The following is a 24,187-nucleotide window of genomic DNA, read 5'->3' as shown; positions in this document are numbered from 1 at the left end:
GCCGGCCGCCCGTCCCCGCGGCCGGCGACGGAACAGCACAGCGGGCGGCACCCACCGACGAGGTGGGTGCCGCCCGCTGTGCTGTCGTGCCGTCAGTCCTGCCGTCGGTCCTGCCGCGTGGTGCGCTCCAGGGTGCCGGTGGTCAGCAGGTACTGGCCGGCCAGGTAGGTCAGCATGATCAGGAAGCCGTGCGCGGGCAGGTGCTTCCAGCCCGCGATGTCGGTGGCGATCAGGGTGTCGGAGAACAGGAACAGTGCCCCGCCCAGCCCCGCCCACAGGTTGGTCCGGGCCGCCGTCACGGCGGTGGAGGCCAGCAGCAGGCTGTAGACCGCGACCGGGACGCGCATCCCGGCGTCCAGGTCGGGCCAGAGCAGCACGATCAGCACCGCCCAGGCCACCGCGTAGCCCGCCGCCACCGGCAGCAGGCGGCGCCGGTCGGCGAGCGCCCCGAGCTTGGCGAACATCGTCACGTAGCAGACGTGGCCGGCCGCGAAGGAGCCCATCCCGGCGAGGAAGGCGGCCGTGCCACCGATCTCCAGCAGGATGTCGCCGCCCGCGCCGAACAGCAGCGCCGGGATCAGCAGCCGCGGCGTGCCGGGCCGGGCGAGGGCCCACACCCAGGCCGCCAGCAGCGGCATCAGCAGCGGCTTGGTGGCGTACTGGACGGGCGTCAGGTGGACGGCGATCGCCAGCAGGTGCGCGGCCGAGACGGCGGCGAAGGCGAGCAGCAGGACCCGCGCGGTGCGCGGGTCGCGGGCGGGGGTCATGCGGGGGCACTCTCCGGTCCGGCGGCGGCGGGGGCGGGGGAAGCGGTACGCGGCGCGGGCTGCCAGCCCGGGCCCTTCACCAGGTGGCGCAGCCGGTCGCCCCAGGTCGTCGCGGAGCGGACGTCCCGGGCGATCGAGGCGTACTCGTGGGTGGCGACCCGCAACGGGTTGAAGGTCTCGATGTTCTTGGTCAGGCCGTACACCGGGCGCTCGGCCTCCGCCGCGAAGGAGCCGAACATCCGGTCGAAGACGATCAGGATGCCGCCGAAGTTGCGGTCCAGGTAGCCGCCCTGCGAGGCGTGGTGCACCCGGTGGTGCGAGGGCGTGTTGAAGACGTACTCGACCGGGCGGGGCAGCTTCCCGATCCGCTCGGTGTGGATCCAGAACTGGTACACCAGGTTCGCCGAGGAGCAGAACGCCAGCGCCGCCGGGTGCACGCCCGCCAGGATCATCGGCACGTAGAACACCCAGGTGGTGGCCGAGGTCCAGGGCTGCCGCAGCGCCGTCGACAGGTTGTAGTGCCGGCTGGAGTGGTGCACCACGTGGCAGGCCCACAGCACCCGGATCACGTGGTGGCCCCGGTGCGACCAGTAGTAGAAGAAGTCCTGCGCCAGCAGCATCAGCGGCACCGTCCACCACAGCACCGGGATCCGCAGCGGCGTCAGCTCGTACAGGAACGAGTAGATCGCCACGATCGGGATCTTCCACCCGGCGTCGAACAGCAGCGAGCCCAGCCCCATGCCCAGGCTGGTCGCGGTGTCCTTCGCGGCGTAGCCCTGCTCCTCCTCGTCCGGATGGAACCGGTAGGAGACGATCTCCAGCACGGTGAGCAGCACGAAGGCCGGTATCGACCAGAGCACGACATTGGGCAGGTTCGGCATGCCCGGAACCCTAGGGGACGGCGGCGGCCTGCGGAAGAGGTTGTTACCGGCGCGTAGCGACCGGTTCGGCGACTACTCTTGGGGACGACATGGAGCGGCACGAAACAGCCGCCGGCGCCCCGACGGCGACCGGCGGTACGGGGATGGGGCGCACCGCGGGGGCGGGGCTGTCCGCCGTTCCCGCGCGCCCGGACGCCGCCGCGGCCGACCGCTCGGCCGCGGTCGCCGCTGCCGCCACCGCGCTGGCCGACCGCTTCGCCGCCGCCGACCCGGCCGCCGCCGACCTGCTGGTCGCCACCGCCTTCGGCGCGTACGGCGCCCGCCACCTCGGCGGCGCGCCCCGGCAGGCCGAACCCGCGCCCGGCACCAGCTGGTGGCACGGCCCCACCGTGCACCACTCCACCTCGCCGCTGTTCCGGCCGCTCGGCTACCGCCGGATACGCCGGGAGGCCCCCGCCGCCGCGCCCGCCCGCCCCACCGGCGGCGGCCGCCACCGCAAACCCGAGCGCCCCGCCGCCGCCGGCGACCGTTCCGCCGGCACCGAACTGCGCACCGCCGCCCGGCTGCTGATGGCCCGTCCGCTGGTCACCGCCGACGGCCCGCACGGCGCCGCGCTCCCGCTGATCCGCCGGCACGCCGAGGACCTGGCCGAACGCTTCGCCACCCTGCTCGGCTACCGGCTCACCCTCGGCCCCGACCACGCCCGCCTGCACAAGGCCCCGCTGCCCGGCCGCGGCCTGCCCGGCCTCGACCCCGCCGGGTACGCCGCCCTGGCCCGGGCGCTGGCCGACCCGGCCGTCCCCGCCCCCGCCGCCGTGCGCGCCCTGCTGGACGACTGGCGCCCGCCCGCCGACCTCGCCGCCGACCTGCTCACCGCGCCCCCGCTGCCCGCCGTCGGCCCCGAGGTCGCGGTCCGCCGGCTGCTCGCCGAGACCCCCGTCGTGCTGCTCGACGACCTCGCCCCCGCCGAGCGCGCCCACCTGCTCGCCGCCGCCCCCGCCGAGACCGAGCGGTTCGCCGACTTCCTCGGCCTGACCGCCGAGATCCGGGCCGAGGGCGTCGCCCTGCTCGACCCCGCCGACGAACTCACCGACCTCGCACTGCCCGGCCCCGGCACCCTCGCCCAGGCCGCCCTGCTGCTCGCCGAACGCCTGGTCGAGGAGCTGCGCCCGGCCGACGCCGCCACCGCCCCGCCCGCCGTGCTGGTCCCCGACGCGCTGATCGACGGCACCCTCGGCGACATCACCGACGACTACGGCATGAGCGCGGGCTGGGACGCCGGCTACCTCGCCGACCTGGCCGCGTTCCGCCGCGACGCCCTCGACCTGCTGCACCGGATGGGCCTGGCCGCCCCCGCCGGGCGGAACTGGCTGCTGCGCGCGCCCGCCGCCCGCTACGCGCCGCGCGCCACCACCGAACCCGCGGCGGGCTCCGGCCGGCACTCCCGGCCGGCCGCCGTCCCCGCGCCCGCCGCCCCGGCCTCCGCCGTGGTGGGCGCCGTCAGCCGGTGAGCGGGCGGACCCGCTCGGCCACCGGGCGGTACTCCTGCACGGTCTCGTCGTAGCGGACCCGCTGGCCCTGGTGCAGGATGTGGCCGTCCTCGGTGTCGGCGAGCACCGAGTCGTAGTACACGGCGACCTCCGGGCCGCCGCCGTCCGGGGTGATGTAGCCGTAGGCGTGGTGGATGTTGAACCACTTCACGGTGCCGGTCTGCATGGCGGACTCCCTTCGGGCCGGTCCCCGTCCAGTCTCCGCCCGGGGCGGGCGGCCCACCACCCGTCCGGCCCAGCGGTCCGGCGGCGCGGTGGTACGGGGGCTCAGTGGCCGGGCTGCTGGACGGCGGCCTGGGCGGTCCGGGTCTCGTGGCGGACGGTCTCCACGGTGGCGCCCACGCCGAGCGAGCCCAGCGCGACGGAGGCCGCGACGGCGGCGCAGGCGAGCAGCCGCCGGTGGCGGCGGGGCAGCGGGAAGCGCGGGTCCTGGTGGGGCGGGACGGTACGGGCGTTCATGGCAGAGAGCTTTCCAGGGCGGTGTTACGCGGTCGCGAAACGCGGGTGAATGCTGGACGGGATCTCGGCATCGGAACCGGCACAACCGCATCCCCGCAGGTCGAACGCGTGATCGGCATTACCGCGGGCCGTTCGGGAACGGCTCGGGGCCGGCTCGTGCAGCGCTTGCGTGGTGATCGTGCGGAGCGGTCGCGGCGGGCTCGCGGTGCACTCGGGGGCGGCTCGCGGCGGGCTCGCGGCGGGCTCGCGGTGGGCTCGGGTTCGGGCTTCGGGGCGGGCCTCACTCCTGCGGGCGGGCGTACTCCGGGAAGTCGTCGCCGACGCTGGTGCCGACCGCGTCGCGCAGGCCGTGCGTCGGGCGCAGGCGGGACGGGCCCGCCGCCGGGTCGGTGCGCAGCTCGCGCACCAGTGATACGCACAGCCCCAGCATCACCAGCACGAACGGGAGCGCGACCAGGATGGTCGCGTTCTGCAGCGCCGTCAGCCCGCCCGCCAGCAGCAGGGCCGCCGCGACGCCCGCCATCAGCACGCCCCAGGCCACCACCAGCCAGGTCCGCGGGTGCAGCGCGCCCCCCGAGCAGAGCGAGCCCAGCACCAGGGAGGCCGAGTCCGCGGAGGTGATGAAGTACAGCATCACCAGGACCACCGCGACCACGCTGGTCACCGCGCCCAGCGGCAGCGCCTTCAGCATCTCGAACAGCCCCGCGTCCGCGCCCCGCGGGATGGTGGCGACCAGGTCGGCCGCGCCGGTGGCCTGCAGCCGGATCGCCGAGCTGCCCATCACCACGAACCAGACCGCCGTCGCGCCGCTCGGCACCAGCAGCACGCCCACCAGGAACTGGCGCACCGTCCGGCCCCGGGAGATCCGGGCGATGAAGGTGCCGACGAACGGCGCCCAGGACAGCCACCACGCCCAGTAGAAGATCGTCCAGGAGCCCAGCCAGTCCTCGTCCGTGAACGCCCCCGTCTGGGTCGCCAGCACCGCGAGGTCCGAGAGGTAGCCGCCGACCGTGGAGGGCAGCGCGTCCAGCACGAAGACGGTCGGGCCGACCACGAAGACGAACAGCATCAGCACGCAGGCCAGCAGCACGCTGGCCGTCGACAGCCACTTCACGCCCCGGTGCACGCCCGACATCGCCGACAGCACGAACGCCGAGCCGAGCGCCGCGATCACCACCAGCTCCACGCCCTCGGTGGCCCGGACGTCGGTGACGTAGCCCAGGCCGCCCGCCACCTGGATCGCGCCCAGGCCCAGGCTGGTCGCCGAACCGAACACGGTGGCGAACACCGACAGCAGGTCGATCACCCGGCCCTGCCAGCCCCGCGCCCCGCGCTCGCCGATCAGCGGCACGAACGCCGCCGACATCCGGTTGCCCCGGCCCTTGCGGAAGGTCGTGTAGGCCAGCGCCAGGCCGCCCACCGCGTAGATCGCCCACGGGTGCAGCGTCCAGTGGAACAGCGAGAACTCCAGCGCCCGCTGCGCCGCCGCCGGGGTCTGCGCCGTCAGTCCCGACCCCGGCTGCGGCTGCGCGTACAGCTGCAGCGGTTCGCCCACGCCGTAGAACAGCAGGCCGATGCCCATGCCGGCGGAGAACATCATCGCCACCCAGGCCAGCGTGGAGAACTCCGGCTGCTCGCCGTCCCGCCCCAGCGGCACCCGGCCGTACCGGCTGACCGCGATCACCACCGCGAGCAGCAGGAACACGTCCGCGGCGACCACGAACAGCCAGCCGAAGGAGTGCAGCACCCAGGCCAGCGCCGAGTCGGAGGCCCGGCCCAGCGAGTCCTCGGCGAACACGCCCCAGGCCACCACCGCCAGCACGACGGCCGCGCCGACCCCGAACACCACCCGGTCCACCGGGAAGGCGTCCGGGCCGGTGCCGGGGTCCGGCGCGGCGGGCTGACGGTCCGTCGAGGGGTCGGGAGAGGTGGCCATACCAGGCACTATGTCCACAATCCGGGCCCGGACGGACGCGGCGCGCCGGGAGTCGACGCACCGTCAGGCCGTGGACGGCACCGGGCGGGGCCGGGCCGTGGCAGGTACCGGGGCGGGATCGTGGACGGTGCCGGGTCAGGCGGTGGAGGGCACCGGGTCGGAGCGGTCCGGGCCGCCGGCCTCGTACGGCTCGTACGGGGCCAGCACCAGCCGGACCATCTCCTCCAGCCGGGTGCGGGCGTCGTCCAGCGTGCTGCGCCCCGTCACCCAGGCCGTCAGCTCGCCCTGCCAGGCGTGCGCCACCATGTGCCGCACCAGCTCTCCGGACGCGGGTGGCACCTCCGGCATCACCGCGCCCAGCGCCGCCCGGTCCGCCCGGGCCAGCCCCTGCAGCGCCTCGCTGGCGAACGGGTCGGTGGACGTCGCCACCGCCACCCGCAGCCGGGCCAGTTCGGGCTGCCGCTGGTACGCCCGCATCCCGCGCCGCACGAACCGCACCGCCCGCTCCGCCGGGGAGGTGCTGCGCCCCGCCCCGACCTCGCCGACCAGGTCGGCGAGCAGCAGTCGGTGCCAGTCCGCTATGGCCGCGGCCAGCAGGTGATCCTTCGAGGAGAAGTACCGGTAGGCGGTGCCGAGCGCCACTCCCGAACGCTCCGACACCTGTTTCATCTGGAGCCGCTCCACGCCGATCTCGGTCACCAGTGCCAGGGCGGCGGACAGGAGGGAGCCGCGGCGTTCGAGCTGACGGGGGGACATCGCCTCCACCGGACGAGGTGACAGGTCAACCTTGGTCACCCGAACCATGATACGGGGCGGTCCCGCGCCGCGGTATGACGCCGGGGGTCACCGGTGGGTGACGGGGTCTCAGTCGGCTTCCCGGGCGGTCGGGCCGGCTTCCTGCCCGGGCCCGCCGTCGGCTCTCTCGGGCCCGCGGTCGGTCTGCCCGGGTCCGCCGACGGCCTTCCGGCGCAGCTCGCGCAGCAGGGTCTCCTGCACCGCCGAGGCCACCAGCGCCCCGTCCCGGTCGTAGAACTCGCCCATCGCCAGCCCGCGCCCGTCCGAGGCCGACGGGCTGCGCTGGGCGAACAGCAGCCACTCGTCGGCCCGGAACGGCCGGTGGAACCACATCGCGTGGTCCAGCGAGGCCAGCGCGACCCGGGGCGCCGCCACCCGGTGCACCCGGTGCGGCTGCAGGTGCAGTGCCGTCGTCGAGGCCAGCGTCAGATCGGAGAGGTAGGTGAGCGCGCAGGTGTGCAGCAGCGGGTCGTCCCCCGGCAGCGGCCCGCCCGTCCGCAGCCAGACGAACTGCTGCGGCACGCCCGGCAGTTCCGGCGGCATCCCGGGCGCGTCGGCCGGCACGAAGCGCATCTCCAGCGCCCGGAAGATCGCCGAGCGGGCGTACTCCTCCGGCGCGTCCCGCCGCCAGGCCGGGTACGGGTCCGGCAGCTCCTCCGGCCCCGGCACCGGCGGCATCGCGCGCTGCCGGTCGCCCGAGTCCTCGGCCCGCTTGAACGAGGCGGACATCGTGAAGATCACCTCGCCGCGCTGGACCGCCGTCACCCGCCGGGTCGCGTACGAGGCCCCGTCCCGGGCCCGGTCCACCTGGTAGACGATCGGGCGGCGCGGGTCGCCCGGCCGCAGGAAGTACCCGTGCAGGCTGTGCACCCGCCGGGCCGGCTCCACCGTCCGCCCCGCCGAGGTCAGCGCCTGCGCCGCGACCTGCCCGCCGAACGCGCGCAGCGGCGCGCCCGCGTGGCAGCGGCCCCGGAACAGGTTCTCCTCCAGCTCCTCGATGCCGAGCAGCTCGGCGAAGGAGACCGGCTCCGGTACGGCGGCTGGCTTCTGGGGCGCGCGGTCGGTCACCCGGCACATGCTAGAACAGGTTCCAGTCCGGGGTGGGTGCGGGGCGGGTGCGGTGCGAGTGCGGGGCGGTCCGGGGGGCGTGGTGCGTGGTGCCCGGGACGGGGCGGGGGCCGTCGAGCGCTGTCGGGGGCGGAGGTTAGCGTTCCGGCCATGACCACGGCCGTCCACGCCTTCCGCTACCTCGGGCCCTCCGCGTTGCACCCGCGCCGCCTGGAGCTCGCCACCAGCGGCGGGGCCACCCCGCTCGGCGCCACCGAGCACCCCCGGTTCTTCGCCGGCGCGCTGCGCCACCCCGACGCCGCGGCCGCCGCCCTGCTCGCCGTCGCCGACGTGGCCGCCGCCCGCTACCACCGGCTCACCGCCGCCGCCTCCCTCGACCCCGTGGTCACCGCCGACGGCGACCGGCTCCGCTTCGAGTCCTTCTCCGGCTGCGGCGGCGTGCACGCCCGCCTCGACCTGCTCCCCGACGGGCTCGACGGCGCCGGCACCGGGCACGGCACCACCAACGTCGACGTCAACGCCCCGCTGCGCGAGGCGCTCCGGCTGCGCACCCCCGGCGAGCGGCTGCGGCTCGCCGTCGGTGCCGAGGAGCTGGAGGTCGGCGTCGGCGCGGACGTGCTGGTGGAGCGCAAGGTCCCGCTGCCGCTGCGCTGGCTCAAGGGCTTCGCCGAGACCCAGCTGCTCACCGCCCGCTTCGACCTGCGGGCCGAACTCCCCGCCGCCGAGGCCGTCCGCTTCCTGCGTACCCTGCCCACCGGCGGGCGGAGCACCGTCCGCTGGATGCTGGCCGCCGGCCCCGGGCTGCGCCCCACCTCGCGCCCCGGCCCCGGCGCGATCTGCCTGCCCGGCCCCGAACGCCTGGCCGCGCTGCGCCCGTTGCTGCGGCACGCCACCGTGCTGCGGGTCTACGCCCCGCCCGGCACCCCCACCGGACCGACCGCCTCCGCCTGGGAACTCGGGCTGCCCGGCGGCCGGCTCACCCTCACCCTGTCGCCCGACAGCTCCCGCGGCTTCTCCGGCGAGGGCGGCCTGCTCGACCTGCTCGCCGAGGGCTCCGGGGCGGAGGATGCCGATGTCCTCGCCGCGCTGCTCGCCTGGGAGCCGCGGATCGAACCCGCCGACCTGGCCGAGGACTCCGGCCTGACGCCCGAGCGGGTCCGGACCGCCTTGGCCCGGCTCGCCACCTCCGGCCAGCTCGGCTACGACCTCGCCGAGGCCGCCCACTTCCACCGCCGCCTGCCCTACGCGGACGGCCGGGTCGAACAGGCCAACCCCCGCCTTGGGGCGGCCCGTTCGCTGCTCGCCGCAGGCGCCGTCGGCCCCGCCGCCGGGGACGTCCGGGTCGTGACGGTCGGCGACCACGCGCACCACGTCCGGATCGCCCCCGACGGCGCCGCCCTCGGCTGCACCTGCCGCTGGTGGGCCCGCCACCGCGGCGGGCGCGGACCGTGCAGCCACGTGCTCGCCGTCCGGATCGGCAACGGGGAGCAGCAGGGATGAGCACGGACGAAGGGATGAGCACGAACGAGCGGAGGGGTGTTCCGATGGAGCAGCAGCAGGACAGGGTGGCCGACCCGGGGGCGGCGCTGGAGGAGGCGATCCGCCGGGCGGCGTTCCCACAGGTCGCCACGCTGGTACGGGAGTTGGCGCCGGACCGGCGGCGGGCCCAGCTGCCCCGGCTCAAAGCGCTGCGCCGCGAGCTGCGGGAGGGCGAGTTCTCCCGGGGCGGCGCCTGGACGGCGCTGCTGATCGCCGGCGCGGTCTGCCACAGCGCCCCGTCCGCCGCCGCCGACTGGATCGGCGGCCGCGGCTTCGACGTCCCGCACTGGTACCAGCGCCCGCTGGTCCTCCTGCTGGACGACCAACCCGCCGACTGGCAGCGGGGCGTGGGCCTGCGGCTGGCCGCCCGCCCCGCCGACAGCAGCGGCTGGGGCAACGACGTCCCCTACGAGATCGCCGAGCACCTGCTCCGGCGCAGCGCCACCCCGCCGCCCGCCGACCCCGAGTTCGCCGCCGAGTGGATGCGCGACCGGGGCGACCCGCAACCCCGGTTCGGCGACTCGGAGTTGCCGCCCGGCACCGACCTGTACGCCCGGCTGAAGGCCGACGACTGGACGCCCGTGCTGGCCGCGCTGGTCTTCGACGGCCCCACCCTCCGGCACCTGGCCGGCCCCTGGGCCGCCAAGGACGACAGTCAGCGCTGGCCCGCCGTGCTCGGCCGGCTCGCCGCCGACGGCACCCTCGACCGCGCCGCCCTGGTCCGCCGCGGCTTCGCCCGTCTGGTCCGCGGCGGCGGCGTCGGCGAGCAGCGCGGCTACCTGGAGCTGCTGCGCGCCCTCGCCCCCACCGAGGACGAACTCGCCGACAACCGGCGGGCGCTGCTCGCCCTGCTGGACGCCCACTCGACCGTGGCCGGCTACGCCCAGGAGGCGCTGGCCGCCCTCGACACCGCCGGACGACTCACCGGCGCGGAACTCGCCGAAGCCTCCGGGACGCTGCTCACCCGCACCGAGAAGAAGCTCGTCCGTGCCCAACTCGCCTGGCTGGGCAAGGCGGTGTCCCGGGGCGGTGCGACGGCCGGGGCGGCGCTGCGGGCGCTGCTGCTCGGCCTCGGCCACCCCGACCGGCAGCTCCAGGGCCAGGCCATGAAGCTGATCGGTCGACATGTCGCCCGCTACGAGGGGGAGTTGCTGACGGAGGCGCGCGCCGCCGCCCACTCGCTCGACCCCCTGCACGCGCCCACCGCCGCCCAACTGTTCGGCGCCGCACTCGCGTTCGAGCCGGTGGCCGAGGAGGGCGACCGGCTCCCCGAACCGCCCCGGCCCACCCCCGTGCCCGCCCCGCTCGGCACCCCCGCCCAGGTCGCCGAGGAACTGGCCGCCGCCCTCGCCGACTTCGTGGACAGCACCGCCTTCGAGCGGGTGATCGACGGCCTGGTCCGCCACACCTGGCAGGACCGGGACGCCCTCGCCGCCGCCCTCGCCCCCGTGCTGCGCCCCGACGAGCGGCGGCCGCTCGGCACGCTGGCCCGTGCCGTCACCGGTGCCTACTCCCGGCAGCGCGCCCGGCGGGCCCTGCTGGACCGGCACACCGGCGACTTCCGCAGCTGGGAGCTGCGCAGTGGCATGGGCGAGTTCCTCGGCCGCCGCCTCGACGAGATCGCCTGGCGGCTGGCCGGCGACCCCGTCCCGCTGCTGCTCGCCACCCCCACCCGGACCGGCGGCGCCGTCGACCCCGCCACCCTGGTCGAGCGGATCGCGCACTACGAGCAACTGTCCCTTGAACCCGGCCCGTTGGACCTCGCCCAGGCCCTGCTGCGGACCGCCCCCGACGGCGACGCCGCCACCCTGGCCGCCGCCGACCGCCTCGGCTCCGCCGCCGGACGGCGGCTCGCGGCCTGGCTGCGCCGCGCCGAGCCGCCCCGGCAGCACTCCGTGCCCGTCCCCGCCGGGACCGGGCGGCCCGGCGTCTGGGCCGCCGAGTACCGCCGCTACTCCGAACAACCCGGCCTGACCGAGCAGGAGTTGGCGCTGCTGACACTCCCCGGGCCGGCCCTCGACGGGGCCGGCGCGCCCGATCCCGGCCTGGCCGCCGTCCTGGACCTGCTCGGCCGCTCCGAGCACTTCCACCGCAGCGCCGCGGTGCTGCACGGCGCCCCCAACGCCCGCTGGATCGCCGTCCTGCCGCACCACCGCGAGGAGTTGGCGCTGCGGATCACCGGGCAGCTCGCCGAGGCCGCCGACACCGAGCCCGTCCGGGGCGCCCCGCAGCTGCTCCCGCTGCTCGCCGAGGCCGGCGGCCCCTGCGGCTTCGCCGTCCACCAGGCCCTCGCCTACGGGATCGGCGCGGCCGCCGCCGAGGACCGCTCCGCCACCGTGGACGCGCTGCTCTCGCTCGCCGCCCAACGGCAGCTCGACGCCCGGGCGTTGGGCCAGGAGACCGCCGAACTGGTCCGGACCGGCGCGGTCAAGCCCAACCGGGCCGCCGCCGCCCTCGCCGAACTCGCCGACCCCGCGCCCCGGCTGGCCTGGGCGGTCCTCGCCGCGCTCCTGCCCGGCCTGCCAGGTCTGCCCGGCCTGCCCGGTTCACCCGGTTCGCCCGACGACGGGCCGGGCGGTGCGGCGACGCTGCCGCGCGGCTCCGCCGACCTGTTCGCCGTCGCGGTGGACTGCGCGCGGCGGGCCGGGGCGCGCGGGTCGATCGACGCGGTGACCCGGGTCGCCGCGCGCGGCGGGCGGACCAAGCTCGTCACGGAGGCCCGCACCCTGGCCGCGCTGCTGGCCGGGTGAGGGCAGGTCAGAACAGCTGCACCTCGTCGTCCTGGCCGGAGGCCGGTTCCCGGTCGGCCGGGGACGCCAGGGAGGCGGGGGAGGCCGGGGACGTCTGGGACGCTTGGGGGGCCGTGGGCGGGCGGGCATCCGCCAGGGCGGCGTCCGGGCGGGGCGTGCGGGACAGGGCGGCCGGGCTGTCCGGGACGGTGCTGCCGGGCGGGGCGAAGCCGTCCGGGACGAGCAGGTCGGCCCCGGCCGGGGTGGCCGCGACGGCGCGCCACCAGAGCTTGACGGCGGGCGGGTCGGCCGGCTCGAAGGGGCGGCCCGGGCGCGGCACGGCGAGGGTGACCCCGGCGGCCTGGGCGGCAGCCACCGTGCGTTCGGCGGGCTCCTCCCACGGGTGCGGGGCCAGGTCGAAGGTGGCCCAGTGCACCGGCAGCAGCACCCCGCCGCCGAGGTCGCGGTGCGCCTGCACCGCCTCCTCGGGCGTCAGGTGCACCTCGGGCCAGTGCTCCGAGTACGCGCCGACCTGCATCATCGTCGCGTCGAACGGCCCGAACCGGCTGCCGATCTCGGCGTAGCCCGGGAAGTAGCCGCTGTCGCCGCTGTGGAACAGCCGGTGGCGCTTGCCCTGGACCACCCAGGACGCCCACAGGTGGCGGCGGCTCGGCCGGGGCCCGCGCGAGCAGTAGTGCCGGGCCGGGGTGGCCGTCAGCCGCAGCCCGTCGAGCTCCGCGGACTCCCACCAGTCCAGGTCGACGATCCGGCGCGGCGAGACGCCCCAGTGCTCCAGGTGGGCACCGATGCCGAGCGGCACCGCGAACACCGCGTCGCCCGCCGCCAGCGTCCGCACTGTCGACATGTCGAGATGGTCGTAGTGGTCGTGCGAGATCACCACCACGTCCACCGGCCCGAGTTCGGCCAGCGGCAGCGGCACCGGGTGCAGGCGCTTCGGCCCGATCCAGTCGAACGGCGAGCAGCGCTCGCTCCACACCGGGTCGAACAGCACCCGCACCCCGTCGATCTCGGCGAGCACGGTGGCGTGGCCCAGCCAGGTCAGCCGCAGGCCCGAGGCCGGCGGCGCGGCCAGCTCGACCGGCAGCAGCCGGTGCACCGGCACCGCCGCGGCGGGGGAGCGGCGGTTCGGGTCCGCCGTCACCTTGGTGCGCAGCAGCGTCAGCGGGGTGTGCCCGTACGAGAGCGTGGTCATCGGGTTCCGGAACGCCCCGTCCACGAAGTGCGGCGAGTTGCGGACCCGGTCCCAGCGGGCGCCCTTCGGGTCGGCCCCGAAGGCGTCCGTCCGCACCCGGTGCCAAGTCTCGCGGGGCGCCGTCCGGTACGAGCGCTTCGCGTCGCGCAGGGCGAGCCCGGCCTCGGCGGCCAGCTCGCCGGCGCGCAACAACCAGGAGACGGGGCGGGACACGGCACCTCCACGGTCGGACACCCGAACGACGGCCCGTCCCGCGGCGGCAGGACGGCACGGCCTGCGACATTACCGTCTGAACCAGGTCAATCCGGGCAGGTGGCGGGCGGCGCGCCGGGCCGGTCACCCGGTCGGCCGTGCGGGCGGCTGTGCGGGTGGCTGTGCGGGCGGTGGGGTGGCCGGTCGTGTGGCCGGTCGTGTGGCCGGTCGTGTGGGTGAACGAGAACGGACCGCCCCGGGTGACGGGGCGGTCCGTGGAGAACGTGTGCGGGGGAGGTCAGGCCGCCGGGTAGAAACGGGTGATGGCCTCCGCGACGCAGTGCGGCTTGGGGCTCGCCTCGCTGGAGATGGTGAAGCGGACCGTCGCCTGTACCCCGCCCGGGACCTCCTCCGCCGACAGCAGCACCGCGGTCGCACGCACCGCGCTGCCGACCGGCAGCGGCGCCGGGAAGCGCACCTTGTCGGAGCCGTAGTTCAGGGCCATCGAGATCCCCTCGACCCCGTAGCACTCCTTGGCCAGCACCGGCAGCAGCGACAGGGTCAGGTACCCGTGCACGATCGTCCCGCCGAACGGCGTCCGCTTCGCCCGCTCCGGGTCCACGTGGATCCACTGGTGGTCGCCGGTGGCCTCCGCGAACAGGTTCACCCGGTCCTGGTCGACGGTGTGCCACTCGCTGGTGCCGAGTTCGGTGCCGACCGCGGCGGTCAGGTCGGCGAGCGAGGCGAAGGTCGTCACGGTGCGCTCCACAGGTGCGTGCGTCGGGGCAGGGCGACCCCCGCGGGGCCGCCCCGCAGAGTATGCCTACTCGCCGGTCACATGTCAGCGGGGTGCCCGGGGCCGGGGTGCCCGGGGCTGCTGTGCGCGTGCTGCATTCGAGCGTGGGGGGCAAGTGCGGGGTCAGGCGGTGCGGCGGCGCGGCAGGGCTGGGGCGGCCGTCCCCTCCGGGTCGGGCAGCATGCGGCGGCCGGAGACCAGCTCGGGGGCGATCGCCACGTACTCCGGGCCCGGCTCGGGGAGCCACGGGCGCAGGCCGCCCGTCTCGTACCCGGCGCGCTCGCCCGCGCCCCGCACCACCTCCGCGCGCCCGTGCACCAGGACGCTCCAGCCGCAGCGGCCCGCCCGGTCGAAGTCGTCCACCTGGAAGGCCGCCACCGTCCCGTCCAACGCCCGGGCCACCCGGCTGCCGGCCCGCAGCGCCAGGACCAGCCGCCCGTCCGCGGACACCCGGAACGCCACCGGCAGCACCGCCGGCAGGGCGTGCTCGGTGTACACCACCCGCCCCAGCGGTACGGTGCCCAGCAGGCGCAGGCACTCCGCCTCGCTCAGCGTCTCCATCCGGTCGTCACGGTCCATACCGACGATGCTGCCCGCCCCGGGCCGCCCCGAACAGGGCCCATGGTCCCTGAGCTGGGGCGCATCGGGCCGATTCGGCCCCGCACCGACACCCCGCGGCGATACCTTGGCCTCCGACCGCACGCAGCGCCCGCCCGCACCGACCGGCGGACGGGTCCGGTGCGGCCCGGGGCGGGCGACGGGGCCGACAGCCGCCGGGCGCGGCCCGGACGCGTACGGGTGCACACGGGTGCACGGGCGGGCGAAGGAGAAGGAGCGGTACAGGTGAGCGGTGGCATCGAACTGGTGGTGATCGGCGCGGACGGCGGCCCCGAACGCGGCCACGGCGGCTCCGCCCGCGCCGCCGACGGCGCCCGCACCCTGGCCGCCGCCCTCCCCGGCCGCACCTTCGACGCCGGCACCCGCGGCAGCACCGTCAGCCACCCGCCCGCCGACGCCGACGCCAACACCCTGCTCACCGCGCTCCGCCAGGCCGCCCAGCGCCCGGCCCGCTGGCTCGTGGTCTGCCTGCTCGGCCAGCTCGTCGCCGACCCGCGCGGCCGCCGGGTCGCCCTGGTCACCGCCGGCTCCACCCCCGACAACGCCTACCGGCGCGGCCTCGCCTGGGACTGGGTCACCAGCGCCATGGTGCACGGCGCCCAGGAGGAGACCCTGCTGGTCGTCGACGCCGTCGCCGACCGCGACACCTGGGCCGCCCTGCAACGCGAGGACGGCGCGGGCGAGTTGCTCGGCCACTCGCGCGTCCCGCTGTGGGGCCGGATCGGCCGCTGGAGCGCCGGGCGGCGCGGCCGCGACGGCGTCCTGCCCGGCGCCGAGGGCTCCTTCAGCTGGGCCCTCGGCCGGGTCCTCGACCACGGCGTCCCCGGCGCCCCCGCCGCCGTCGGCCCGCTCGACCTCCAGCCCGCCGTGGAGAGCCAGTTGGGCTGGGGCGAACCGGCCGCCGCCGGCGAGGCCCGGCTGCTCGTCCCCCGTGACGGAGGACGACTCCTGATGCGCAATCGGGCCGCCGTGAGAGGAGCGCTCGCCGGACTGCCGCTTTCCGATGAACTTTTGGCGGTTCTGTGGCGAGAAAGTGCCCCAACGGATCCGCCTTCCGCGTAAGGTCAGGAGGTCCCCGGCTGTTGCCGTGCCGGGGCGGGGTGGCGCGGAATCGACCTTCGGGCGGCCGCGCGCAGCACAAGGGGACGGCAGACGAGAACCGCGGCCCGACCCGCCACAGGTCCGGCCGCAACAAGGTGGGGCTATGCGGAAACGCGGAATTCTGGTGCGCCCTGGGGCGGTTGGGCTCGGCGGGCTGCTCCTGCCATTCCTCCTCACCGCCTGCTCCGCCACCCCCACCGGCTCCACCGACCGCCTCGGCACCCCCACCACCGACCACCCCCGCCCCACCACGACCACCACCACCGCCCCCACCACCCCGGGCGCCCCGATCCCCGACCAGGGGGCCGAAGGACTGCAGGGCAACGACGCGGTGACGGCCTATCGCTCCTGGTGGGACACCCAGGTCCAGCTCTTCGGGCGATCGGATTCGGACGGAATGGCGCTGCGGCAGTACGGCACCGCCGCCGCGCTCAGCGACACGCTCGCCTCGCTCACCCGACTGCACGATGCGAAACTGGTCATGATCGGCAACCCGCACATCTCGCCGGTCATCAAATCCCTTGACCTGAACGGGAATCCGGCGACCGCGACGATCTCCGACTGCCTCGACGTCACCGACTGGCACCAGGCCGACGCCGCCACCAAGCAGATCAAGGACCCGAAACAGCGACTGTCCCGCTATCCGGCGACCGCGCTGCTGAAGAAATACGGAAACCGCTGGCTGATCGCCGACTTCACCCGTGAGGTGACCAAGACATGCTGAACTCCGCCTGGCGAACCGCTATTTGTGTACTGACCGGCATCGGATTGACACTCGCGGCCGTTCCGGCGGCGAGCGCCGACGGTCCGGACGTGGACGTCCGCCCCTGCGCGGAGAACAGCATCTGCACCGGCGTCGACCAGCCGGGCACCCCGCCGACGACGGGAACCGGCGGCACGGGCGGGGGCGGTGGGGGAAGCCAGACCTGCGAGTGGAACGGGAAGCCGGTGCCGTGCTGGCGGGACGACTACGGCTGGTTCTCGGCCGGGTGCTACTACCGCGAATCGCAGCCACAGCCAGGTGCTGGTGAAGCCGTCTGGCAGGGACGCAGCGACAAGGACGGCACGATCTACGACCAGACCTGCGACCCCGAGGGCAGCGCGCGGTTCCAGCAGGTCTTCCTCGCCACCCCTCCCGGCAACCCCCCGCCCGAGGCCCCGGGCGTGGTGGCCTGGCGGGCGCTCAACACGATCACCCCCGCCAAGCCCGTCCTGCACGCGGCTCCGGCGTCGGACGCCGTGGTGGGTTCGCCGGTGTGGCTGTGGTTCGACGCCACCCCCGACGTGGCGGGGCCGCTGAGCGGGAAGGCGACGGGGCGCGGCGGGACTCCGACGGTCACGACCACGATCACGCTGAAGAGCGTCAAGTGGACGGTGGACGACGGGCCGGCCGGTGACCGGTTCCGAACGTTCGACTGCAACGGCCCCGGTACGCCGTTCAAAGCGGGCGGGACGCCGACCTGCAGCCACGTGTTCACCGCGAGCTCGGCGAAGATGAAGGACCACGCCTACTCGCTGACCGTCGAACTGCACTGGACGGTGACCGCCAAGACCTCGGACAACGTCAAGGTCGACATGGACGGCGTCGACTGGCCCACGACGTACAAAGAGGTCCTGCGCGTTCCGGTCAACGAGGTGCAGGTGCTGAACTGACCGGGGCGGCGGCCGGGGGGAGGGGTGGCCGGGCGCCGGGGAGTTGACGTTCCATCACGGGTGAGACGAGTGAGAGGCCGCAGAGCGGTGGAGAACCGAAGCATGCCTACCCCGCCGCGGCGCCTCGGTGCGCGGCGGCGGCGGCCCGCCGTGCTGGCGATGGCGACGGCGCTGATCGCGGCCGGCGGTCTCGGCGGGGCGGCGCTGTACAACAGCAGCGGGCAGCGGATCGCGGTGCTGGCACTGGCCCGGGACGTGCCGATGGGGCAGGTGCTGAGCGGGGACGACCTGACGGTGGCGCACATCGCGGGCGACCCGGCGCTGCACCCGCTGGACGCCCGGGACCTGGAGCGGACGGTCGGGCTGCGGGCCACCACGGACCTGCGGCGGGGCGCGCTGCTGGTGAAGGCGGACCTGACCGGCGACCCGGCGACCCAGCCGGGCCAGCAGATCGTCGGCATCGCGGCCCGGCACTCCCAGCTGCCCGCGACCCGGCTGCAGCCGGGCCTGCAGATCCTGGTGGTGAACACCGGCGACGGCAAGGCCGACGGCAGCACCCGCACCCCGGAGACGATGACGGCGGTGGTGGCGACGGTCGGGCGGCCCGACACGGACGGCAGCACCGTGATCGACGTGGCGGTCGGGCCGGCCGACGGGCCCCGGCTGGCGCTGTGGGTGGCGAGCGGCAAGTTCCAGGTGATCCTGGCGCCGCGGACGGCCGGGGGGAACTGATGACGGTGGTGGCCGTGCTCGGCGGGCCGGGGGCGCCCGGGGCCACCAGCAGCGCCCTCGCGCTGCTGCTGTCCTGGCCGCTGCGGCCGGGCCGCCGGGTGCTGCTGGCCGAGTGCGACCCGGACGGCGGCGCGGTGCTGGCCGGGGCGCTGGAGGGGCGGGTCGAGGCGGTGTACGGGCTGCGCAACCTCGCCGTCGCGGACCGCCGCGGCCTGCTCGCCGAGACGCTCTGGGAGCAGTTGCTGGACGTCTCGCCGCAGGGCACGGGCGAGCGGCTGCTGCTGCCCGGCCTGACCGACCCGTCCCAGGCGCCCGGACTCGCCTACACCTGGCAGCCGCTGGTCGAGGCGCTGCACGCGCTCGAACCGCAGGGCTACGACGTGATCCTCGACCTCGGCCGGTCCGGGGCGAACGGGCCGATGGCGGTGCTGGCCCGGCGGGCCGACGTGGTGGCCGTGACGGTCCGCACCACCCTGCGCGGGCTGTCGGCCGCCCGGCCGCGGCTGGCGGCGCTGCGCGAGGACCTCGACACCCACGGCACCGGCGCCGACGGCCTCGCCCTGCTGCTGGTCACCGAGGGGCCGTACCCGGAGAACGAGGTGGCCCGGCAGTTCGGCCTGCCCGTGGTCGGGGCGCTGGCGCACGCGCCGCGCACCGCCCGGGTGCTGTCGGACGGCGGCGACACCGCCGACCGGCGCTTCATCCGCTCCGAGCTGATGCGCACCGCCCGCACCGCCGTCGACCGCATCCAGCAGCTCGCCGACAACCGCCGCCACCGCGCCGCCCCGCACGCCGCCGCCCCGCACGCCGCCGTCCGGCCCGCGCCCGCGCCCCTGCCCGGGCCGGTGCCGCCGCAGGCAGCGCCGATGCAGCCGCAGCCGCAGTACGTTCAACCCCAGCCACCGCAACAGCCCTACCACCCCCAACATCCCTACCAGTCGCACCAGTTCAACCCGCCGCAGCAGTTCGTCCAAGCCCAGCCGCAGCAACTGCAGTCGCAGTCGCCGCAGTTCGGGACCGGACCGGTGTCGGCGTCCCAACCGGCCTACCCCGCGCAGCAGTACGTGCCGCAGCCGGTGCAGCCGCAGGGCGGGCAGTTCACGGGGGAGTGGCCGATCCGGGCGGAGCAGCCGCCGCAGATCTCGTACACGGCGCCGTACATCGCGCCGCCGACCGTCCCGCAGCCGCCCGCGCCCGCGCCGTTCCCGCCGGCGGACGCGCCGGGGGCAGCCGGGCCGGACGAGGCCGGGGGGCCGGGGGAGGTGCACCGTGCGCGCTAGCCCGTACCAGGGGCCGCCGCAGCAGCCCGGCGCCGGACAGGGCGTCAACGGCCAGGTGGTGCAGGGAGGTTCGGCCGACGCCGCCGGACTGCCCTGGGCCAAGCCGGCGGTCCCGCAGACCGGCTCGGCGGTCCCGCGGACCGGGCCGGTCCGGGTGCCGCCGGGGGACGCGGCCGGGGTGCCGGCGCTGCCCGCCGCAGGGGCACGTCCGGCCGTGGACCCGCAGGTGGCAAGGGAGTTGAAGCGCCAGGTGGCGGCGGAGCTGCACCAGCAGCTGTCGCGGCTGAACCAGGTCTCCGGGAGCGAGGCCGACCGGGCGACCCGGCGGCAGCGCGGCCGGGCGCTGATCGAGGAAGCGGTGGCCCGCTGGTCGGACGCGTACGCGCAGGCGCACGGCATCCCGCCGACCCGCGAGCAGGACCGGGCGCTCTCCGAGGCGGTCTACGACCTGCTGTTCCGGGCCGGCCGGCTGCAGCCCTACCTGGACGACCCGGAGATCGAGAACATCCTGATCAACGGGTGCGACGACGTCTGGGTCTCCCGGGTGCACCAACCGCTGCGCCAGGTACCGCCGGTGGCCGACACCGACGAGGAACTGGTCGAGCTGCTCCAGGACCTGGCGCGCCAGCACGGCGGCGGCGAGCGCAGCCTGTCCACCGCCAGCCCGATGCTGGCGCTGCGCCTGGAGGGCGGCATGCGCCTGCAGGCGATGACCGAGGTCACGCCGCGCCCGTACGTGGCGATCCGCCGCCACCGGGTGGCCAGCGCCACCCTCCGCGACCTGATCCAACTCGGCACCGTGGACAGCACCTTGGCCGCGTTCCTGGCGGCCGCGATCCGGGCCCGGAAGAACGTGATGATCACCGGGACCCAGGGCGTCGGCAAGACCAGCCTGCTGCGCGCGATGGCCGCCGAGATCCCGCCGGACGAGCGGATTGGCACCCTGGAGTCGGAGTTCGAGCTGTGGCTGCACACCCTGGGCCACCTGCGGCAGGTCGTCCCGATGGAGGCCCGGGAGGGCAACGGCGAACGCGTGGACGGGCGGCTGGCCGGCGAGTTGTCGATCGGCGAGCTGATTCCGGCGGCGCTCCGGATGACGCTGTCCCGGATCATCGTCGGCGAGGTCCGCTCCGCCGAGGTGGTGCCGATGCTGCGGGTGATGACCAACGGCGAGGGCGGTTCGATGTGCACCCTGCACGCCCGCGGCCCGCACATGGTGGTCGACCGGATCGCCGAACTCTGCCTCGAGTACGGCTCGCACATGACCGACACCCTGGCGTACCGGCTCACCGCCAACGCCGTCGACTTCATCGTGCACGTCACCATGCTCGACGAGACCGCCGTCGGCGGCCGCCGGCACCGCTTCGTCTCGCACGTCCTGGAGGTGGCCGGCCTCGGCGAGTCCGGCCGCCCCGCGATGAACACCGTCTTCGGCCCGCGCCCCGAACTCGGCGAGGTCCGGGCGGTGCCCGTCACCCCGCCGCACTGCCTGGACGACCTGCGCCGGGCCGGCTTCGACGCGGGCCTGCTGTCCTCGCCCTACGGGACGTGGGGCGCGCCGCTGGCGCTGCGGATCGGCGGCCTGCGATGAGGCGGCCTGCAGTGAGGCGGGCCGGCGACGGGGACGGGGACGGGGCAATGGGCGGGCGAACGGTGAGCGGGGAGATGCGCTGATGCTGCTGTACGTGCTGTGCGGACTGCTGCTGGCCGGTGGGCTGGTGGCGTTCGGCGCCGGGCTGGTGGGGCGCTCCGCCGCCGAGGAGGAGGACCGCAACCCGCTGGAGGGGCGGTTGCACACCCTCTGGTACGGCGCGCCCGGCACCGCCTCGCCCGGGATGGCCCGGCTGCGCCGGACCCAGCTGGCGCTGGCCCTGCTCGGCGCCCCGGTGGGCTGGCTGTTCACCGGCATCCCGCTGATGGCGCTGCTGGTCCCCGGCGCGGTGTTCGGCCTGCCCTGGCTGTTCGACGCGACGCGCTCCGACACCCGGCGGATCGAACGGCTGGAGGCGCTGGCCGAGTGGACGCAGCGCCTGTCCGACGTGCTGCTGCTCGGCGTCGGCCTCAACCAGGCGATCCTGACCAGCCGGCGCACCGCGCCCGCCGCGCTGGAGGCCGAGATCGCCGACCTGGCGGCCCGGCTGCAGGCCCGCTGGCGGCCCGAGGACGCGCTGCGGGCGTTCGCCGACCAACTGGCCGACTCCACCGCCGACAAGGTGCTGGCCGCGCTGCTGCTGCGGGCCGGCGACAGCGGCCCCGGCCTGGCCCGGGCACTCGGCGACATGGCCGAGTCGGTGCGCGAGGAGGTCCGGCAGCGCCGGGCGATCGAGGCGGACCGGGCCAAGCACCGCACCACCATCCGCTGGATGGTCGGCATCATCCTGCTGGTGCTGATCGTCGGCTCGTTCAACACCGCCTACACCGAGCCCTACTCCAGCGGCATCGGCCAACTGGTCCTCGCCCTGGTCGCGTTGGCGTTCATGGCGGTGATCGCCTGGATGCGCTCGCTGGCCGCGCACACCCCGCTGCCCCGGCTGCTGGAACCCGACCGGCGCTCCAAGGCCGGCCGACTGCCCGGCCAGCGCGCCGCCGAGGACGGCGGGGACGGCGGGGACGCGGCGGGCGGCAAGGGAAGCAAGGCAAGCAAGGACGGGGCCGACGAGGGCGGACCGCTGCTGAAGGAGGCCCGATGATCTCCCCCTGGGCAGTGCTCGCGGGTGGTGCCGCGGCCGGCGGCCTGGCCCTGCTGCTGGCCGAACTCCGGCCCGCACCACCGGACCTGGGCCAGGCCCTGGACCGGCTGCACCGCACCCCCGAACCGCGCCGGGAGAGCGACCCGGTGGCCGAGGCGTCCTGGTTCGACCGGGTCGGCGAGCAGTCGCTGAAGCTGCGCGGCGTCCGGGTCCCGCAGCAGGAACTCGCCCTGATCGGCCGCAGCCCGGCCCGGTTCATGGCGCACAAGGTGCTGTTCGCGGTGCTCGGCCTCGCCCTGCCCGGCTACCTCGCCGCGATGGCCGCGCTGTTCGGCAGCGGACTGCCGATCGCCGTGCCGCTGCTGGTCGGCCCGCTGCTCGGCGGCCTGCTCTGGTTCGTCCCCGACGGCATCGTCACCGGCGAGGCCAAGGAGGCCCGCACCGAGTACCTGCACGGCATCGCCGCCTACCTGGAACTCGTCGCGCTGGAACGGGCCGCGGACTGCGGACCGGCCGAGGCGCTGCGCCGGGCCGCGCTGGTCGGCCGCGGCACGGTGTTCCGGCGCATCCACGACGCGCTGGAGCGCGCCGCCACCGACCGGCTCCCGCCCTGGGACGGACTCGACGCGCTGGCCCAGGAGTTGGGCCTCACCCCGCTCCAGGATGTCGCCGACATCATGCGGATCTCCGGCGTCGACGGCGCCTCCGTCTACGACACCCTGCGGGCCCGCGCCAAGAGCCTGCGGGCCGAACTGCTCTCCGAGGAACTCGCCAAGGCCAACACCGACAGCGAACGGATGGTGGCCCCCGGCTCCGCCCTGACCCTGCTGATGACCGTCCTCATCGTCTTCCCCGCGCTGTACAAGATGCTGTCCGTCCAATGAGCGCACCACACCACCGCTCCGGACGGGCGGCGCCCCCCACCGCACCCCCTCCCATGAGAACCCCGCACCAGGTCCTGGAGGCCACACCGTGACCCGAACCCGCAACCTGGCGGCCGCCGTTCTGCTGCCGCTCCTGCTGCCCGCCCTGCTGCCGTTCCAACTCCTGCGCCCCGTCCTGCAGTTCCGGATGGCGAAGCTGCGCACCGCGCGCGCCGCCGGCGACCGCGGCGCGATCAGCATCGAACTCGCGCTCGCCGTCATCGTGCTGGTGGCGATCGCCGGCACCGTCGTGTTCGCCGTCACCCAGCTCGGCACCTCGGTGCGCAGCCGCATCCCCGGCAGCGTCCCGGACGGCGGCAACAACCCGACGGCCGGCACGCATTGACCGCCGGCCCGCTCCGACCCGCCGTCCGGACCGCCCCCCGGGCGCGCCGGCTCCGCGGACGGACGCCCGACCGGGGCGCGATGGCGATCAGCCTCGCCATCGTGTTCCCCGCCGTGTTGTTCGTCATCCTCCTGGTGGTGCAGGCCGGGCTCTGGTGGTACGCCGAGCAGGCCGCGCTGTCCGCCGCCAGGGAGGGCGTGGAAGCCGGGCGCGCCCGCGGGGCGGCGCCGAACGCCGGGCCGGAGCGGGCCACGCAATTCATCGACCGCTTCGGCGACCTGGCGACCCGGACCAGGGTCGAGCAGGGCGGCGCGAACGAACCCCGCTACCGGGTGACGGTCGAGGTCCGGCCGGCCTTCGTCGTCCCGTTCTTCGACGCCCCCACCATCAGCCGGACCGCCTCCGGCCCGTGGGAGAAGTTCGTCCCCGAGGGGCAGCCGTGACGGCCCGCCGGAGCAGCACGGCGACGGCGGCCGCCCCCGACCGGGGCTCGTTCGCCGTCGAGGCGGCCCTGCTGATACCGCTGATCCTGACCTTCGCGCTGATGGCGGTCGCCGCCGGCCGGCTCCAGACCACCGGCGCGATCGTCGACGCCGCCGCCCGCTCCGGCGCCCGGGCCGCCTCGCTGGCCCGCACCCCCGAGGGCGCCCGGCGGGCCGCCGAGGACGCCGTCGCCCAGTCCCTGGCCGAACGGGGCGTCAGCTGTGCCGCCGAACCCGTCGGCGACCCCGAGTACGGCACCGTCGGCGCGGACGGCGGCCAACTCACCACCGTCACCGTGCGGGTGTCCTGCACGGTGGCCTTCGCCGACCTGATGGAACTCGACGGCATACCGGGCCACCGGACCGTCACCGGCTCGTTCACCTCCGTGGTGGACCGCTATCGGGGAAACTGAGAGGGAGTCACCACATGCCGGTGG

The 24,187-nt window shown here is 75.8% G+C and carries 24 protein-coding genes; 14 read left to right on the top strand and 10 right to left on the bottom strand.

Features of this window, described 5'->3' with window-relative positions; genetic code table 11:
• Positions 1–92: 92 nt before the first annotated feature.
• Positions 93–767, bottom strand: coding sequence for a lysoplasmalogenase (locus ACIOHG_RS00415; protein ID WP_400943492.1), 675 nt, complete (start codon positions 765–767; stop codon positions 93–95).
• On the bottom strand, positions 764–1,648 hold the full coding sequence (locus ACIOHG_RS00410) for a sterol desaturase family protein (RefSeq protein WP_400943489.1): 885 nt from the start codon (positions 1,646–1,648) through the stop codon (positions 764–766). The genes ACIOHG_RS00415 and ACIOHG_RS00410 overlap by 4 nt, the downstream gene beginning before the upstream one ends.
• Positions 1,649–1,737: 89 nt before the next feature.
• On the opposite strand from ACIOHG_RS00410, the gene ACIOHG_RS00405 reads away from it, so the two are divergent.
• Positions 1,738–3,159 (top strand): DUF2398 family protein, encoded by a 1,422-nt coding sequence (locus ACIOHG_RS00405; RefSeq protein ID WP_400943486.1) that lies wholly within the window; start codon positions 1,738–1,740, stop codon positions 3,157–3,159.
• On the opposite strand, the gene ACIOHG_RS00400 is transcribed toward ACIOHG_RS00405, so the two are convergent.
• From ACIOHG_RS00400 to ACIOHG_RS00380, 5 genes are all read right to left on the bottom strand, one after another.
• Positions 3,149–3,364, bottom strand: a complete 216-nt coding sequence (locus ACIOHG_RS00400; RefSeq protein ID WP_400943483.1) for a cold-shock protein — start codon at positions 3,362–3,364, stop codon at positions 3,149–3,151. The genes ACIOHG_RS00405 and ACIOHG_RS00400 overlap by 11 nt on opposite strands.
• Before the next feature lie 101 nt (positions 3,365–3,465).
• Positions 3,466–3,657 carry a hypothetical protein gene (locus tag ACIOHG_RS00395; RefSeq protein ID WP_400943480.1) on the bottom strand — a complete coding sequence of 64 codons (192 nt, stop codon included), beginning with the start codon at positions 3,655–3,657 and terminating at the stop codon, positions 3,466–3,468.
• Positions 3,658–3,937: 280 nt separating this feature from the next.
• Positions 3,938–5,593 carry a BCCT family transporter gene (locus ACIOHG_RS00390; RefSeq protein WP_400943477.1) on the bottom strand — a complete coding sequence of 552 codons (1,656 nt, stop codon included), beginning with the start codon at positions 5,591–5,593 and terminating at the stop codon, positions 3,938–3,940.
• Positions 5,594–5,728: 135 nt separating this feature from the next.
• Positions 5,729–6,388, bottom strand: coding sequence for a TetR/AcrR family transcriptional regulator (locus ACIOHG_RS00385; RefSeq protein ID WP_400943474.1), 660 nt, complete (start codon positions 6,386–6,388; stop codon positions 5,729–5,731).
• A gap of 69 nt (positions 6,389–6,457) precedes the next feature.
• Entirely contained in the window at positions 6,458–7,465 is a 1,008-nt protein-coding gene (locus tag ACIOHG_RS00380) for an acyl-CoA thioesterase (RefSeq protein WP_400943471.1), read from the bottom strand.
• 141 nt (positions 7,466–7,606) lie between these two features.
• Here ACIOHG_RS00380 and ACIOHG_RS00375 point away from each other — a divergent pair, with 141 nt between their 5' ends.
• Together ACIOHG_RS00375 and ACIOHG_RS00370 are read left to right on the top strand one after the other, a co-directional pair.
• The gene (locus ACIOHG_RS00375; RefSeq protein ID WP_400943468.1) at positions 7,607–8,956 is read left to right on the top strand and encodes an SWIM zinc finger family protein; all 1,350 of its coding nucleotides are present in this window, start codon (positions 7,607–7,609) and stop codon (positions 8,954–8,956) included.
• Entirely contained in the window at positions 8,953–11,745 is a 2,793-nt protein-coding gene (locus tag ACIOHG_RS00370) for a DUF6493 family protein (protein ID WP_400943465.1), read from the top strand. The genes ACIOHG_RS00375 and ACIOHG_RS00370 overlap by 4 nt, the downstream gene beginning before the upstream one ends.
• 7 nt (positions 11,746–11,752) lie before the next feature.
• On the opposite strand, the gene ACIOHG_RS00365 is transcribed toward ACIOHG_RS00370, so the two are convergent.
• The 3 genes from ACIOHG_RS00365 to ACIOHG_RS00355 form a co-directional block, all read right to left on the bottom strand.
• Positions 11,753–13,033, bottom strand: coding sequence for an MBL fold metallo-hydrolase (locus tag ACIOHG_RS00365; protein WP_400944809.1), 1,281 nt, complete (start codon positions 13,031–13,033; stop codon positions 11,753–11,755).
• A 394-nt stretch (positions 13,034–13,427) separates the two neighbouring features.
• Complete coding sequence (locus tag ACIOHG_RS00360) at positions 13,428–13,886, bottom strand: MaoC family dehydratase (RefSeq protein WP_400943462.1); 459 nt, start codon at positions 13,884–13,886, stop codon at positions 13,428–13,430.
• Between the two features lie 162 nt (positions 13,887–14,048).
• Positions 14,049–14,504 (bottom strand): pyridoxamine 5'-phosphate oxidase family protein, encoded by a 456-nt coding sequence (locus tag ACIOHG_RS00355; protein WP_400943459.1) that lies wholly within the window; start codon positions 14,502–14,504, stop codon positions 14,049–14,051.
• Positions 14,505–14,768: 264 nt separating this feature from the next.
• Here ACIOHG_RS00355 and ACIOHG_RS00350 point away from each other — a divergent pair, with 264 nt between their 5' ends.
• From ACIOHG_RS00350 to ACIOHG_RS00300, 11 genes are all read left to right on the top strand, one after another.
• Complete coding sequence (locus tag ACIOHG_RS00350) at positions 14,769–15,605, top strand: hypothetical protein (protein WP_400943456.1); 837 nt, start codon at positions 14,769–14,771, stop codon at positions 15,603–15,605.
• A 163-nt stretch (positions 15,606–15,768) separates the two neighbouring features.
• A complete protein-coding gene (locus ACIOHG_RS00345) occupies positions 15,769–16,368 on the top strand; it encodes a hypothetical protein (RefSeq protein WP_400943453.1) in 600 nt (199 codons plus the stop codon).
• Complete coding sequence (locus tag ACIOHG_RS00340) at positions 16,362–17,297, top strand: hypothetical protein (RefSeq protein ID WP_400943450.1); 936 nt, start codon at positions 16,362–16,364, stop codon at positions 17,295–17,297. Before ACIOHG_RS00345 ends, ACIOHG_RS00340 begins: the two co-directional genes overlap by 7 nt.
• A gap of 102 nt (positions 17,298–17,399) precedes the next feature.
• Complete coding sequence (locus tag ACIOHG_RS00335) at positions 17,400–18,029, top strand: SAF domain-containing protein (protein ID WP_400943447.1); 630 nt, start codon at positions 17,400–17,402, stop codon at positions 18,027–18,029.
• Entirely contained in the window at positions 18,029–19,309 is a 1,281-nt protein-coding gene (locus ACIOHG_RS00330) for a hypothetical protein (RefSeq protein WP_400943444.1), read from the top strand. Before ACIOHG_RS00335 ends, ACIOHG_RS00330 begins: the two co-directional genes overlap by 1 nt.
• On the top strand, positions 19,299–20,900 hold the full coding sequence (locus ACIOHG_RS00325; protein ID WP_400943441.1) for a CpaF family protein: 1,602 nt from the start codon (positions 19,299–19,301) through the stop codon (positions 20,898–20,900). The genes ACIOHG_RS00330 and ACIOHG_RS00325 overlap by 11 nt, the downstream gene beginning before the upstream one ends.
• Before the next feature lie 82 nt (positions 20,901–20,982).
• On the top strand, positions 20,983–21,999 hold the full coding sequence (locus tag ACIOHG_RS00320) for a type II secretion system F family protein (protein WP_400943438.1): 1,017 nt from the start codon (positions 20,983–20,985) through the stop codon (positions 21,997–21,999).
• Complete coding sequence (locus ACIOHG_RS00315; RefSeq protein WP_400943435.1) at positions 21,996–22,883, top strand: hypothetical protein; 888 nt, start codon at positions 21,996–21,998, stop codon at positions 22,881–22,883. Before ACIOHG_RS00320 ends, ACIOHG_RS00315 begins: the two co-directional genes overlap by 4 nt.
• An 88-nt stretch (positions 22,884–22,971) precedes the next feature.
• Positions 22,972–23,268: a hypothetical protein gene (locus tag ACIOHG_RS00310; RefSeq protein ID WP_400705374.1), complete on the top strand. Its 297-nt coding sequence runs from the start codon at positions 22,972–22,974 to the stop codon at positions 23,266–23,268.
• A gap of 80 nt (positions 23,269–23,348) precedes the next feature.
• A complete protein-coding gene (locus ACIOHG_RS00305) occupies positions 23,349–23,711 on the top strand; it encodes a TadE family protein (RefSeq protein WP_400943432.1) in 363 nt (120 codons plus the stop codon).
• Positions 23,708–24,163, top strand: a complete 456-nt coding sequence (locus ACIOHG_RS00300; RefSeq protein WP_400943429.1) for a TadE/TadG family type IV pilus assembly protein — start codon at positions 23,708–23,710, stop codon at positions 24,161–24,163. The genes ACIOHG_RS00305 and ACIOHG_RS00300 overlap by 4 nt, the downstream gene beginning before the upstream one ends.
• The last annotated feature ends 24 nt before the right edge of the window (positions 24,164–24,187 follow it).

Origin of the sequence: Kitasatospora sp. NPDC088134 (genome assembly GCF_044741705.1) — a bacterium.
Taxonomy (GTDB): domain Bacteria; phylum Actinomycetota; class Actinomycetes; order Streptomycetales; family Streptomycetaceae; genus Kitasatospora.
The sequence above is the reverse complement of the archived record's forward strand: the minus strand, read 5'-3'. Positions and strand labels throughout refer to the sequence as shown.